The following is a 15,383-nucleotide window of genomic DNA, read 5'->3' as shown; positions in this document are numbered from 1 at the left end:
CCCGGTATATTTAGACAGTCAGGATAATTCCGGTACCGGATGCCGCTTCAGATGCCGCGCGATAACGCTTGCCAGCCCCTCAACATTCTCAGGCTTAAAATAGGCACCGTGCGCGCCGGGTATGATTTCAACTCGATGACCACCCGTATAGGCCGTGCGGAATATCTGTTCCGGCGCCGCAATCTGACCATAGGGATTGAGGTAGCTGTGCGCACCGAAAAGCAGCAGGGTGCGGCCGGGGTAATAGGGGAAACGACCCTGTTCCATCAGGATGGTCAGAGCCACAACCCGCCCCCGGCGCATCAATTCCATTCCGGCCTCGCGCATGACGAGACCGCCCTGACAGTTTCCCCCTAGAAACAAGGGACCAGCAGGGGCGATAGCGGTGATTTCATCGGCATAGAGTTTTCCCAGCCCCTGGAGATTCTCAGCGCTGTACTCGACGGCCAGATGACCTGAGCGCAATCCGTACACCGAGGCTGTACCTTCGAGCGCAGCGCTCAGCTGCGCAAGTTCCTGGCCATTCTGGAAACACCAGAAAAGCCCTGGCAAGGGGGAATGACCGTGCAGGCTGCGCACCAGCCCAGCCCTGCCCTGCCGTTGCCCAGGCCACGTCGCCAGGTGGGACATGATACTGGCTGCCAAGCGTTCCTCCACTCCCTGAGGGGAAGGAGAATGGGCGATCCTGCGCCGCGAATCGACCATCAGGCTCAGGACTTCAACCGTATCAAAACCAGCCTCGAAGCCGGTATCAAGCGTGATGTTGAAGGTATCTTCGATAGCAAACAGCAGGTTCGCTATGGAAAGGGAATCCATGCCGGCCGCGATAAGGCTGTCTCGCGTGCCCGCAATGAAACCGGCACCGCCCAGATCCTCGACGAGCGCCATTATCCGCCCTTCGGTGGCGTTGCCGGTGGTGCGTGCTACCGGCGGCCGTGTCAGTTGCGGCGGCAGCGGCAATGCCTCCCGGTCGTGCTTGCCATTGGCATTGCGCGGGATATCCGGAACCGGAAGGATTACGGACGGCACCATATAGGTCGGCAACAGATCTTCCAGGCGACCGCGTAGAGCCAAGGAGTCCAGTGGCGGCATATCAGGCATCATGACGATATGGGCGACCAGGCGATCGGGCGCAGGCGCACTGCTCACAAGGGAAACGACGGCATCCAGAATTCCTGGCTGACCGCACAGGGCGGCCTCGATATCCCCCGGCTCGATGCGGTAGCCATGAAATTTGAACTGACTATCCAGCCGCCCCAGATAGATGAGATTCCCGTCAGGTCCGGCCTTGGCGCGGTCTCCGGTGCGGTAGATGCGCACAGCACCTACGCCCTCAATGTCTATGGTCGGAAAACGTTCCGCTGTCAGCTCCGGCAGATGCCGGTATCCGTTGGCCAGGCCCACGCCGAAAAGGCACAACTCGCCTTCACAGCCTGGCGCCACAGGCCTCAGGTTTTCGTCCAGCAGACAGGCGCCCATATTGTCGAACGGCCGGCCTATGGTGACGGGCTCACCGGGCCGGCAAATGGCGAAAAGCACCTCCACCGTGGCTTCAGTCGGTCCATAGGCATTGATGAAGCACCTCCCCTCGCCCCAGCGTTCGACGAGCGACGGATGGCAGGCTTCGCCGACCACGATCACATGTGTCAGGTCCGGATATGCCCCTTGAGGAATAATGCTCAGGGCCGATGGTGTCAGTGACAGGTGCGACAGCCGGGCCTGCGCGATGAAACGGCCTACAGGCGCACCGGAGACCGCTTGCATGTCCGTCGGGTAAACAAGGCAGGCGCCCGCCGCCAGCGCCATGGCCATATCCCCAACCGACACATCGAAGCCAAAACCACAGACCTGAGACACACGTGCCATGCGATCGATGCCGAAATGGCGGCATGCCGCCACCGCATAGTTCACCAGGCTTCCCCGCGACACCTCAACGCCTTTGGGACGCCCGGTCGTGCCGGAGGTGAAAATCATGTAGGCCAGTGCGTCCGACGATCTGCCATTCAGGGGCAAGCTCTCGTGCAAATGGTCTCCCCGCTCGGGCAGATGACCGCAATTGACGAAGCTGAGCCCAATATCCGGCAAGGCCGGACTCGCGGCATTGACGACGACCACGCGCGCGCCGGCGTTTTCCAGCATGTATTTCTGCCGTTCGGCCGGCAGGGCGGGATCAAGCGGCAGGAAAACGCCGCCGAGTTGCAGAATGGCAAGGAAGGCCGTCACGCGGTCTATCGTTCGCCCCAGGCAGACAGCGACACAATCGCCCTCGCGAACACCGGCGACCGCAAGCGCATGACTCAAATCGCCGGTTCTCGCCAGAAGAGCTGAATAGGTCAGGCAACGATGCCCCATTTCGACCGCGGGCGCCTCGGGATATGCCGCTGTATGGCTCGCGATGATATGCAGCAAATCCGGTGACGGCGGCGTTATTTCCCCGCGCAAAACGGTGGCTGGCGCTATCGATACGCTGCGGACGGAAAGGGCTTCGGAAAGACGTTGGGCAAGACCTTCGCCGCTGCGGCCCGCCATCACCACAAGGGTATCGTCGCTTCGCAGCTCGCTTTCCAGCCGCGCAAGCAAGTCAGTAAAGGCGGCGACGTGCACGTAATTCACGCCGGCTGTCAGGCAGGCATCGCCTAGCGCGGTATTGCCATCGCGCCCCTGCACGGCTTCCCCCAGTGTCGCGACAGGCATAACCAGAGTCAGGTCGGCCGCTGACAGGGCCTTGGCAAAGGCGGGCGCCATGCGGCTGACACGGCTGTTCAACTGCGGCTCGAATATTGCGACCAGCCGTCCCGGTGCCGTTTCCCGCAAGGCGGCCAGAGACGCCGTAATTTCAGCCGGATGGTGAGCGAAATCGTCAAAAATACGGAGTGAAGATGGCGTCGATATCCTCTGCAAACGCCGCCCGATTCCGTTAAAATCCGCCAGCGCCGTGGTGGCTGCCGCGAAATCCACCCCCAGTTCCAGAGCCATACCAAGAGCGGCCAGGGCATTGAGCAGGTTATGGCGCCCCTGAACCGCCAGGGAAAGGTCTCCCAGCGCCTCGCCTTTCAGAAAGACCGTGGCATTGCCATTAATATTGCGTACGGCGCGCAACTGGTTTTGTTCGTCGAAACCGTAGGTCAGAACGGAACAGTGCGCCTCGGCAATCACTGCCCTGACGCCCGGATCATCGCCACAGACCACGGCCCGCCCTTCGCTTGGCAGGCGAGACAGAAAGCGCACAAAAGCCGCTTTCAGCGCATTCTGGCCGCCGTAATGATCGGCATGGTCATCGTCGAGATTGGTCAGTATGGCGTGCGCCGGTTGCCATTCATCCAGAGCGCCATGGGCTTCACAGGCTTCCATGACAAAAGGCACGCCCGGAGCCCCAAGTCGCGCCGGTGCCAGATCGGCGGCCGGGAATGAAGCGCCCAGCATATAGCCGAAGCCATCCCCTTGCATGGCTTGAAGGATATGGATCAGCATCGCGGTCGTGGTCGATTTGCCATGGCTGCCGGCCACGCAGATGGTCGCGCGGTCCCTGATCAGTTCCGCCAATGCCCTGGCACGTGTTTTAACCGGTATGCCCTCACGCCGGGCGGCTCGCCGCTCGACATGCGTTTCGGGAATGGCCGGACTCGCCACGACACAGCCTGCCTGCTGCACGCGCGCCGGGGCGGCGCCGGAAACTTGCACCCCCTGCTCGGCCAGCAAACTAAACCGCGCGGGATCACGGGCATCGTCGCTGCCACTGACCGAATAGCCAGCCTGCTTCAACAAAAGCGCCAGCGGCAGCATGCCGGTGCCACCGACGCCGATCAGGTGCATATCCGGCAAGTCAGACATCCCCCAGATCCCCTTTGAGCGCATACTCACTGATCTTGCCGAGTTCCCCCAGCACGCGCTGCCGGCCCGCTTCGGTTTGCCACCAGGTTTCGGCTGACAGATCACCAGGGTCATTCGGCGGCTGCGCAATCAGCCGCACGTGTGAGGGAAAATACTTGCGAAGCGTCATGACGGCCCGGCGCATATGAAACGGCTTGGCACAGACAGCCACGGTATTCACCTGGCCCCAGCCTAGTTCAGCGGCGATCAGAGTAGCGCCGAAGGCGCCATTTTCACCGGTGTTTCGGGCGGCTTTTTCCAGGAGGATCGCGTCTTCAGGTACACCGGCGGCAAGGGCATGTGCGTGGTAGAGCTGCCATTCCACGACCTTTTCCCTGGTCATGCCGGCGCCCGAAATGAGTATGCGTCGTGTCAGGCCGGATTGGTACAAGGCGAGTGCCGGCGCCAGGCTGCTGACGGTGGGACTGCAACACACAAATGCCAGGTCAACCGCTTCAGGCGGATCATTGACGAAAAGAAACCGGCTGATGGCCATACGACTGTCATATGCAAGCATACGGTCACCTACTCGAAATTCACCGAAACCGGACAGCAAACTGACAAGTGCCTGCCATCGAAAAAGAATCAGCGGCAATGTTCAGAAAGCGTTGCTTTTCACAATCCTCACCTCAGAGTCAACCTATGCAGCCAAGGCGCCCATGGCCAGAATCGGGTGACAGGGTCAGCCGGAAGACGTATCGGCTTACAGGTCGAGAGACTCACTTTTAGGGTTGAATAATTGTCATGTGCCGTTGCCATCGAAAACCGGAAAGCACCCAGCTCGAAAATGGCAAACAGACGCCCGTCGCCAGCGTTATATGTCCATGAGGGTTTTTACCTCCCTGCGGCGGTTGGGGCGCATGGCGCGCGCGGGCTGGGGTATGACACTCGGCTTGTTTACCTACCCCATCGCCTGGTTCGGCTGGTTCAGACCACGTGACGAACTGGCGACAGCCGTTGCTGAACTCCTGCTGGTCGGCTTCTATGGCGCAAATAACACCTCGCCCTCCGCACGCCTCCTGGCCCGGCAAGTGCATAGAGGTCAGGTCGGTGCGGTCTTCTTCGTGGCTCAGAATATCGGTTCGGCCGATGATGTGACAGGTTTGCTGCGCCTGTTCAGGTCCGGAAACGTTCAGCCCCTGCTGGCCATCGATCATGAGGGCGGGATCGTGCAACGCCTCAAAAAGAGCCACGGCTTTACCCACGTGCCTGCCGCCAGGACTGTCGCCAACACCCTGTCTCCCGCAGAGGCCCGCACCCTCTATGCCCAGGCCGGCAGCGAGCTGGCGAAGCTGGGCTTCAACATGAATTTCGGCCCGGTACTGGACGTCGATGAGCCTGGCAATCCCGCGATCGGACGTCATGGGCGCGCCTACGGCACCGATCCTGAGCACATCGCGACCTACGCGCAAGCCTTCGTCGAGGGGTTTGCCACTGCCGGAATAGCTTGTGCGGCCAAGCATTTTCCCGGCCATGGCCGCGCCATGACCGACAGCCATAATGAAGCTGCCGATATTTCCGCCACCTGGAGCGAAGCGGAACTGGAGCCCTTTGCGCGCCTGCTCGCGTCGCCTCAGTCACCGCCCATGGTGATGACCGGCCATCTCCGCCTCGATCCGATATCACCAGACGGCAGGCCGGCAACCGTTTCCGCTCCCATCGTGACAGGTCTGCTGCGCCAGCGCCTCGGTTACCAGGGCATTGTGGTAACAGATGATCTCGATATGGGGGCCATCAGCCAGGTCATGAGTCGGGGCGAAGCCGTCATAGAGGCGATCGCCGCCGGCAGCGACCTGCTTATGATCAAAAATCTCTTTGGTTATGATCCCTTATTGCCGCAGCGGGCGGTCGGCTGGGTACGCAAGGCCATTGCCCAAGGTACCCTAAGTCAATCACAGGTCATGGCAGCGGCAGAACGAGTACGCACCTTGCGGGGACAGGTGCAAGAGCCGAACGGTAGCGCAAGCCGGTGCTAAGGCTTCCATACAAAGGTTGCGACCGCTCCGGCCGGCAGGCTATAGTGAAACGCCTTTCGTCCCGAGACCACCGAGAATGTCTTCGCCTCCGCATTGCCATTCAGCGCAATCAGCACCAGTTTCCCATCCGGATTTTTGAAGGCGACATTCGAAATGCCGTCCGCTTCACTGGAAGCGACTCTTACCGCGCCCACCTTTACAAATTTCGAGGCATGACCGAAGGCGTAGTATTCGATGTTCTTCGTCACCGCGCCGGTCGTCGAATTGATCGTCACCACCCCGCGGCAGTCCGAACACCCGCCCTTGTGCGGCCCGAAGGTCTCATCCAGCGCCAGGTTCCACATCAGCACGCCCTTTGACCAGTTGCGCGTCGACCCGATGATCAGGTTCTTCACCGTCCAGTCGAAGGTGTCGCTGAATTTCGGCGCCCACTCCCCGCCGGAACATTCGGTGAAATAGGCATCCTTGTCCGGATGCGCCTCATGGACCGGCCCCTGCGCCGCCACATCGCCGGCATAACAATGCCAGGCGACACCGGCCACATAAGGATTGGCCCTGGCGTCATCCAGCACGGTCAGCGGCGAAGATGGCAGGTCCCAGTTGTGGTCGTAGTCCAGTATCTTCGTCCGGCCGCCATCGCCCTTCAGCTTCGGCCCGAGATAACCACCGATAAAGGCGGCACGCGACTCCGGTTCCACCCGCATTCCCGGATAGGAATCCGGCTCGAATCCCGGCTCATTCTGCAGGGTCAGCAGGGTGATATCGATCCCTTCTGCCCGCATATCGGTCAGGTAGCGACTGAGATAATCGGCAAAATAGGGATAGGCCTCCGGCTTCAAAGATCCCTGAATGAGACTGTCCGTCGTCTTCATCCAGCCTGGCGCCGACCAGGGCGAGGCCATGACGGTCAGTTTCGGATTGATCGCCAGCGCCTGTTTCACCGCCGGAATAACATCCGCCTTCGCCGCTTCGATCGAGAAATGCTTAAGGTCCGGATCGCGCTCTCCCTTCGGCATGTCATCGTAAGAGTAATGCTCACGCGAAAAATCCGAAGCCCCGATCGTCAGACGCGTAAAGCTGAAATTCAGGCCATTCTTACCGAACAGATCGCCCATCAGGGCATCACGCTGAACGGGCGTCATCTTGTTTCGGATCAGGTAGACTGACGCGTCTGTCATGGCCGCGCCAAAGCCAACCATGGTCTGGTAGCTTTGCGCCGGATCGACCGTGATGACCGTGCCCGATGCCTTGCCAAAGCCAATATCGGCCTGAGGCGCCAGCAGTTTCGACTGGTCGGCATCGGTCTCCCATACCTTGACCGGACCGGCATATGCGGTCATCGGCAATGCCAGCAGCGCTGCCGTCATCAGCAGCTTTGCGGAAAAACGCATGGTCTCCTCCTCCTATTGGGCCTTACACGTGGCCTCTATATATTGCGCGTGGCTAGGCATAGCCGCCACACACTTCCCGATCACACCACTGATATCATTCAGATATTTGACGATCTCGCCATCCGTGCGCAGTTCAACGAACGGATCGTAACCCTCCGGGATCAGCCCCTGCCCGATCAGCACCTGTATCCAGCTTTCGTCAGCGAAAAGCTCTTCGCCCTTCTTGAAGAACCGCCCGGCCACACCCCACAGTGCCAGCCGGTCACGCAGCGCATCGGGGATATCCATGTCGCGGCAATAGCGCCACATCGCACTGTCATCGCGCGTCGTCAGTTTGTAGTGCGCAATCAGGAAATCGCGGATTTCGCGATATTCCTCATCGACCAGCGCATTGAAGCTGTCACGCTGCGCCGGCGCAAAACCGCTGTCCGGAAAGAAGGCCAGCAACCGCAGCACCACGCTCTGGATCAGCTGGATCGATGTCGATTCCAACGGCTCCATAAAGCCGGAGGATAACCCCACCGCCACGACATTCTTGTCCCACACCTTGCGACGCTTGCCTGTGCGGAAACGAATGACGCGCGGATCGGCCAAAGCCTCGCCATCGAGATTGTTCATCAGCACCGCCGTCGCCTCGTCATCGCTGATATAGCGTGAGGAAAACACATGACCGTTGCCGATGCGATGCTGCAAGGGAATGCGCCACTGCCAACCTGATTTATGCGCGATCGAGCGCGTATAGGGCAGCAATTCCCCCGCCGGCGTGCAAGGGACAGCCACGGCGCGATCGCACGGCAGCCAATGCGACCAGTCCTCGAAGCCGGCGCCCAGGGTCTGTTCGATCAGCAGCGCCCGCATTCCCGAACAGTCGATAAACAGCTCACCGGAAATCACGGTGCCGCTTTCCAGCGCCACGCTTTCGATAAACCCGTCCTCAGGCTTCTGATTGACCTTTACAATCTTGCCTTCGGTCCGCCTCACACCCAGCGCTTCCGAATACTTGCGCAAATAAAGCGCATAAAGCCCGGCGTCGAAGTGATAGGCATAGGCAATATCGTTGAGCGGTGAAGCCTTCATATCCGGCCGCGCCCGCATGAACCGGTTGGCATAGGCCGCGGCCGTATTGATCGAATAGTCGGCAAAGACATCCGATACCAGGCCGGTGCCGCGCATCTTCAGCCAGTAATGGTGCATCCTGAGCCATCCCAGATCCTGGCCGATCTTGCCGAAGCCGTGGATATAGGTATTCCCCAGATGCCCCCAATCTGTGAACTCGATCCCCAGCTTGAAGGTCGCCTGCGTGCTCCTGATAAAGTCGGTCTCGTCCAGTTCAAGCAGGTGATTGAAGCGCTTGATCGCCGGAATCGTCGCCTCGCCGACACCGATGGTGCCGATTTCCTCGGACTCCACCAGCTCGATTTCCAGACCTTTGCCTTCCTTTTTTCTGGCGAGCTTGGCCAGCAGGGCGGCAGCCATCCAGCCCGCCGTCCCGCCCCCCACAATCACGACTTTCTTCAGAGGGATCATTTACACTCCACCGGCGCCGTCACGGGCAGAGCCCCGACTGCACCCGGTTTAGCATAGCTCAGCCCATAGCCCAATGCGAACTGCGGCTTAGCCTCCGCCGGGCATCCCGATGACGGCCAGTCGAACGACAGGGTGCCCCGGAAGTCCTTCTCTCCAAAGAGCACATCTGTCACACCCTTGCCTTCGGTCCCCGGCAGGAAAGCCGCCACAAAGGCATCCGACAGGTTGATGAGATCATTGGCATAGAGCGTCCGGCCCGATTCCAGCACCGTGATCACCGGCCGCCCCTTGCCCGATACGGCCTGCAACACCTTCAGGTCTTCCGGATAACGCGACGTGTGTGCGAGGTTGGCAACATCCCCGGCTGTTTCGGCATAGGGCGTCTCGCCGATGACCGCGATCACCGCGTCATACTGGCCGACATCCACCCCCGCCCCATCGGCGCTGTAGGTGACATTGCCCGCGCCCGCTTCGGCCCGGATGCCTGCCAGAATGCTGTCGGCATTCGGGAAGTCCGAATTGGCATTGTCCGTCCCCTGCCAGGTGATGGTCCAGCCGCCGGTCTGGTTGCCGAGATTGTCGGCGCTCTTGCCGACCACCAGGATCTTCGCGCCCTTCTTAAGCGGCAAGGCATTGCCGTCATTCTTCAGCAAGACCAGTGACTCGGAGACCGCCCGCCGCGCCAGGTCCCGCGCCTGAAGCGCCGACATCTTGCCGGCGTAGGCGTTATCCGAAGGGCGCGCGCCAAAAATCTTCGCCCGCATTTTCACACGCAGAATGCGCGTCACGGCATCATCGATACGCGACATCGGAATAGCGCCGCTCTCGACATCGGCCACCGTGGCGTCGATGAACTTGTCCCACTCGAGCGGCACCATCATCATGTCGATGCCGGCATTGATCGCCTGCGGGCAGTGATAGTTCAGGCAGCCCGGCAATTGCCCCACCGCGTTCCAGTCGGAAATGACGAAACCGTCGAAGCCCATCTTGCCCTTCAGTACGTCGGTCAGCAGATAGGTATCACCGTGCATCTTGCCGTAATCTTTTCCGGTAGCGCCATCGGTCCACGAGGAATAGGAGGCCATCACGGTCTGCACGCCGGCGCCCAGCGCACCATAATAGCCCTGGCCGTGAATGTTCATCAGATCGGCCTCGGACGACATGTTGACGCCCTGGTCCTTGCCATTATGCGTGCCGCCGTCGCCGATATAGTGCTTGGCCGTCGCCACCACATTTCCGGCTTTCGAGAAATCGCCCTGCATACCGGTGACATAGGCCGCGCCGTAGGCCTTCACTTCCAGCGGATCGGCGGAAAAGCCCTCATAGGTCCGCCCCCAGCGCTGATCCTCGACCACGGCCAGGGTCGGGGCAAACACCCAGTTGATGCCGGTGGCGCGCACGGCCTTAGCGGTCGCCGCGCCAATCTCGCCAATCAGTTCCGGATCGTGCGCCGCCCCCAGGCCGATATTGTGCGGGAATAAGGTCGCCCCGATAACATTGCCATGGCCATGCACCGCATCCGTGCCCCACAGCAGCGGGATCTTCGTCTTCATGTCGGTTGTCATGGCGGCGTCGTAGAAACCATCCGACATCGACACCCAGTCGTTGAGCCCTGCGTGCTTCATCATATAGGGCCAGGAACCGCCACCATTGAGCACAGAGCCGATATAGTTCTTGCGGATATCTTCCGGCGTCACTGCCTTAATCTCGGCCTGAGTCATCTGGCCGATCTTCTGGCGCAGAGTCATCTGGCTGACGATTTTGGCGATCTTCGCCTCCATCGCCGCGTCCCGCTTGATAGCCGAATCGATATGCGGCCAGTCATTCAGGGGCTCAGCCCGCGTCATCGGCGCAAACAACAGACACAGCGAGATCGATCCGAGCAGCGCCCGGCGGAAGGATGATTTGGACATGGAAATTTCCTGTACCTCCCCGTCTCCGGTCTTTGGAGCGGTCGGGTCTGTTACCTTTTCAAAAAACATCCGGGGAAGGCCGGGAGACAGCCCTCCCCGGATCATCACCGCCGTCATACGCAACAGATGACAGGCGGCCTCTCGGACCTACTGGAACCGGTAGCTGACCCCGAAGAGGATCGTCTGGCCGTATTCTTCGTAGTTTTCAGGGAAGGACGACCCGTCCGCCGCGCGGTTTTCCGATACCTTCAGCTGAGTCTGGTAGTTGGAGTTGGCGAGGTTATAGCCTTGCAACAGGAAGGTGATACCCTTGAGCGGGCCATCCTGCATCTGGTAGCTGATCTGGGCATCGACCTGATCGTCCGCCAGGATGCGGGTCACCGCCCGGTTGGCATAGAGCGCATAGGCTTCACCCAGGAAGGCCGAACGATAACGATAGCTGATCCGCGCCGAGAACCCGGCCTTTTCAAAATAGCCGGTTACGCTGGCCACATCACCAGAGAAACCTGGCAGTTTCGAGGGATCGATATCATCGCCCGACTGCACATTCGTCCATCCGCGCGAGAAACTGCCGATCAGGCCGAAGCCGTCCAGCTTATCCCAGATCAACTGACCATCGATCGCACCGGAAAGCTCTAGGCCACTAACATTACCACCGCTGTCATTGACCGGCAGGGTCATAGAGCCGATGTTGCTGACCGGTGTGATGCCACTGGTGTTGGTCCAGCCGGTAAAGTCAAAGTTAGAATCGGTCAGATTGCGGATGTAGTTGCGCAGCACCTTCTGGAAGGTGGCGATACCGATATAGCTGGTGCGGTTGAAATAGTGCTCATACGAGAAATCGACACCATCGGCGATCCACGGCTTCAAATCCGGATTGCCACCCGAACCACTCCATTCACCAGTAATGCTTACGCTGGCATTACGACTGGCGCGCATGTCTTCCATCCTTGGCCGTGCCATCGAGCGTGCCATGGCAAAGCGGAAGACCGAGTTGTCACTGATATCGTAGATCAGGTTCAAACTTGGCAGAAAGTCGCCGTAATCCGTGCTTTGAGATACCCATTTGCCAACCGCCGGGGAGCCCCGCTGGATGATTTCGTTACCGGCCGAAGTCTGCTTGGCGCCAACATATTGCAGGCCCAGATTCCCGCGAAGGCCATGCCCGCCCATGGTCGAGTCGATATTGAACTTGGCGAACAGAGTCGTCAGTTCTTCATCCACCTGCCAGTACTTGTTGAGGTTGTCCTCGTTCAGGATGGGGCGCAGATCGTAATATTTGTCGATCACCTTGCCGAGGTCATAGGACAGGACCTTGCCGAAGCCGGCCCAGCTCAGGTCGGTCGCTTCCTCCAGGTCGGAGGCGTCGACGGCGACGCGGGTGCCGTGGCAGTCATTGGCTTCCTGATCCCAGCCCTTAAGGCACAGATCCCACTCCTGGACGCCCTTGGCCTTGGTACGGTGAGAGAAATCGACGCCCAGTTCCAGGCTCTTGAAACCGGCCCAGTCCATGTCGTGCACGCCGCTGAAGCGCGTGGTCAGCAACTGGTCGGTCACCTTGGGCTTGCGTATCGCACCATCATGGCCCCAGCCGCCCCACGGCGCCACGTCGCCGAGATAGACATTGTCGGCATCGGCATAGTTGAGGCCCGGGGTGAGTTGCGGGAAATCCCCGTAGGCGATGTTTTCGTCTATGGTATCGAAGGTTCGCGTCAGGGGCGTTGAGCTTGTGCCATAGCCGGCATAGGTTTCGGCAATCGTCTCCTTACGCACGGTGCGCGAGTAACCGAGATCGACGACAGACCGCCACGAACCGATATTGAAGCGGTTATTCGAACCGAAGCTGAACATCTCATCTCGGCGCAGGTTGTTGTCATTGCGGATGATTGGCGCGATACCGCTGATCGTCGCCTCCTGCACAACGGTCGAACCACCGATATCGGAGAGCTTCACATTCGAGAAGTGGATGTCGTCGGCCCACTGCGACTGATACCATTGCGCACCGTGTGTCTCCTCAGTCTGGTCAAAAACCGAATAGTAGAAGTCATTTACGCTGCGGAAATTGTCGTTCGGCTTGAAGTCCAGAACGGCCATGTAACCATCACGCGTCTGTTCACGCGATGTCGCCCAGATTTCAACGCCATGCAGGCCCATGGCATCCGCATCGCCCAGGCGGGGTTCGCCGGTGACCGAGTCATTGCCCTGCTTGTCCCACCACCAGCTCTTGGAGTGCTTCAGTTGCGACGGATCGTCCAGGTGCGCATAGGAGAAGGCGACGCCCAGCTTACCGTCCATGAACTGGTCGATATAGGCCAGGCTGAAGCGGTTGCCATTGGCGCTGAAACCCGGCACCACAGAACCATTGGTATTGACCGAACCGCGCAGGTTCACCGAAATGACGCGCTTGTTGTAATCGAGCGGGCGCACCGTGTTCAGTACCACCGTGCCGGAAAGCCCCTGCCCGGTCAGGCCGGCATCCGGCGTTTTGTAGACAATGGCCGAGGAGACCATTTCCGACGGATACTGGTCGAATTCGGCGGCGCGGTTGTCACCGGAAGAGACCTGCATCCGACCGTTCAGCAAGGTCGTCGCGAAATCGCCAGACAGGCCGCGGATCGAGATGGTCTGCGACCGGCCGCCGACGCGCTGCGCCGCCAGGCCCGGCAGGCGCGCCAGGGATTCGGCGATCGAGGCGTCCGGCAGCTTGCCGATGTCTTCGGCCGAAACCGCTTCCACGATCGAGGTGTTCTTCTTCTTGATGGTCAGCGAATCCTGCAGGCCCCGGCGGATACCGGTCACCACCACGGTCTGGGTCTGATCCGCGGTTGCCGGATCGTCGGATTTCGTCTGGATGGTGGCGGTAGCCTCTTGCGCCAGGGCCGCCGTGGCCAATCCGGCCATGGCCAGCGAACAGGCGGCGGTGGTCATCAGAACGGCTTTAATCGACGCGGAATGTCCGCGTCGCGTAACAGATTTCATGGTTCCCTCCCTAACGGGTTCTTATGTGCGGTTGGCGACGGGTTGATCCCGCCATTGGAAGCGCTTTCAATTTCTGCGCCAACGCCTTTCGCATGTCAAGTAAAACGCCATGAACAAACCTGCTTTACGCCACATTTCGCGGCCATTACCGCCACATTGTGCCCAATATGACACAAGATCGATGCGGAAACCGGGCCAAAACAGGCCAAAACAGGGATGACGGGCGCCTTTTCACGAAAACATGAAAGCGCTCTCAATAACATGGATATACATAACCATGCCGGATATCGGACCACAGGCAGGGCATTCATGGCGTGGGGTTCTGACGGGTGTCTACGCCCTGGGCGGGCTGGCGCTTTCGCGCATGACGACCTTGTGCGGCACCACATCGAACCGCACCGGCAGGGGCGCCGCCGATGTCTTGCCGGCCTTGATGCGCTCTACGATCATTTCCACGGCGCGCTGGCCGATGGCTTTCAATGGCTGGTTCACCGTGGTCAGCGGCGGCCAGATGATCTCCGACACCGGCGTGTCGTCGAAACCGACAATGGAAAGGTCCTGAGGGATATTCAGCCCCACCTTGTGCGCCGAAAACAGCGCCCCCACCGCCATGTCGTCATTGGCGCAGATCAGGGCGCTCGGCTGCCGACCGTTCCCCAAAATGGCGGCGGTCATCTCCACGCCCGAGCGGAAGGTGAAATTGCCGCGCATGACGGTGACATCCGCCTCGTCCACCCCGGCCTCGGCAATGGCGCGCCGGAAGCCGGAATAGCGTTCTTCGGCAGACAAATGCCCTTCCAGACCCTTGATAAAACCAAATTTTTTATGCCCGAGTGACAGCATGTAGCGGGTCAGCTCGTAGCCCGCCACCTCGTCATCAATTCCCACGCCGGAAGCCATCTTCTGCGCCTGCAGGCCTGGTGAGATACAGACCACCGGACAATTGCGCCCCTCCAGTTCGCGCAGCAGGTCGCAGTCGTCGGAAAAGGGCGGCGTCAGGATCAGCCCGTCGCAACGTCGCGCTTCGACCAGTTCGATGATCTTGGCCGTCTTGCCCAGGGAGTGCTGGTTGACTGTGTGCATCAGCAACTGGAAACCAGCCTCGGCGCAGGCCCGCAGCGCCCCTAGTTCCAGGCCCGAATGATAGAAGGAGTTCGGTTCCGAATCGAAATCCGAGGCATAGACCAGGCCCAGCACTTGCGTCTTGCCCCCAGCCAGGAACCGCGCCTGCATATTGACCTTGTACTGCAGTTTGTCGACGGCCTTGAGCACCCGCTGGCGCACTTCTTCGCGCACATTGGGTCCGCCATTCAGCACACGCGAAACCGTGGCCCGCGCCACGCCCGAAAGCGCCGCTACATCGTCGATCGTCGGTTTACCGGCACGCAATGGAGGGGTCTCACTCACAAGACAGATTTGTTACCGCTTTATGCGGCCTGTTCGCGAATGACACAAGCCCCTTTGCAATCAAATTGAAAGCGCTCTCAAATCATCCCCCGAACCAGACGAAGAGGCAAGGTCCCCGGAAACAAGTGCCCAAAGAGTCCAGCTTAGGTCCCAAAAGGCCAAGGCGGTCCAGGCTTACCCAGTCTGAATTGGCCTTACTGGCCGCTCTGCGCCCAAACTCGGACCTAAGTTCGAAAACGGTGCAGGCCGCTTAACAGGTCTTACGTTCCAACTTTAAAGCGGAATTTTAGCGAAAAGCGCCGGGTTTTTCACAAGCCGCT

General features: G+C 59.9%; 8 protein-coding genes. 1 reads left to right on the top strand and 7 read right to left on the bottom strand.

From position 1 onward, the window contains the following. Positions 1 to 18 precede the first annotated feature (18 nt). The gene (locus tag QM647_RS09640) at positions 19 to 3,831 is read right to left on the bottom strand and encodes an amino acid adenylation domain-containing protein (RefSeq protein WP_414995300.1); all 3,813 of its coding nucleotides are present in this window, start codon (positions 3,829 to 3,831) and stop codon (positions 19 to 21) included. After that, positions 3,824 to 4,366 carry a YdcF family protein gene (locus QM647_RS09635; protein WP_414995299.1) on the bottom strand — a complete coding sequence of 181 codons (543 nt, stop codon included), beginning with the start codon at positions 4,364 to 4,366 and terminating at the stop codon, positions 3,824 to 3,826. Before QM647_RS09635 ends, QM647_RS09640 begins: the two co-directional genes overlap by 8 nt. A gap of 385 nt (positions 4,367 to 4,751) precedes the next feature. Here QM647_RS09635 and QM647_RS09630 point away from each other — a divergent pair, with 385 nt between their 5' ends. Then, the gene (locus QM647_RS09630) at positions 4,752 to 5,846 is read left to right on the top strand and encodes a glycoside hydrolase family 3 protein (protein WP_414995298.1); all 1,095 of its coding nucleotides are present in this window, start codon (positions 4,752 to 4,754) and stop codon (positions 5,844 to 5,846) included. On the opposite strand, the gene QM647_RS09625 is transcribed toward QM647_RS09630, so the two are convergent. From QM647_RS09625 to QM647_RS09605, 5 genes are all read right to left on the bottom strand, one after another. Beyond that, on the bottom strand, positions 5,843 to 7,237 hold the full coding sequence (locus QM647_RS09625; RefSeq protein ID WP_414995297.1) for a glycoside hydrolase family 30 protein: 1,395 nt from the start codon (positions 7,235 to 7,237) through the stop codon (positions 5,843 to 5,845). The genes QM647_RS09630 and QM647_RS09625 overlap by 4 nt on opposite strands. A gap of 12 nt (positions 7,238 to 7,249) precedes the next feature. Further along, positions 7,250 to 8,764 carry a tryptophan halogenase family protein gene (locus tag QM647_RS09620; protein WP_414995296.1) on the bottom strand — a complete coding sequence of 505 codons (1,515 nt, stop codon included), beginning with the start codon at positions 8,762 to 8,764 and terminating at the stop codon, positions 7,250 to 7,252. Further along, positions 8,761 to 10,677: a glycoside hydrolase family 3 protein gene (locus QM647_RS09615; RefSeq protein WP_414995295.1), complete on the bottom strand. Its 1,917-nt coding sequence runs from the start codon at positions 10,675 to 10,677 to the stop codon at positions 8,761 to 8,763. The genes QM647_RS09620 and QM647_RS09615 overlap by 4 nt, the downstream gene beginning before the upstream one ends. A 147-nt stretch (positions 10,678 to 10,824) precedes the next feature. Next, on the bottom strand, positions 10,825 to 13,656 hold the full coding sequence (locus QM647_RS09610; RefSeq protein WP_414995294.1) for a TonB-dependent receptor: 2,832 nt from the start codon (positions 13,654 to 13,656) through the stop codon (positions 10,825 to 10,827). 333 nt (positions 13,657 to 13,989) lie between these two features. Further along, entirely contained in the window at positions 13,990 to 15,045 is a 1,056-nt protein-coding gene (locus QM647_RS09605; RefSeq protein ID WP_414995729.1) for a LacI family DNA-binding transcriptional regulator, read from the bottom strand. Between the last annotated feature and the right edge of the window lie 338 nt (positions 15,046 to 15,383).

It is taken from the genome of Asticcacaulis sp., from assembly GCF_047605585.1.
GTDB lineage: Bacteria > Pseudomonadota > Alphaproteobacteria > Caulobacterales > Caulobacteraceae > Asticcacaulis.
The sequence above is the reverse complement of the archived record's forward strand: the minus strand, read 5'-3'. Positions and strand labels throughout refer to the sequence as shown.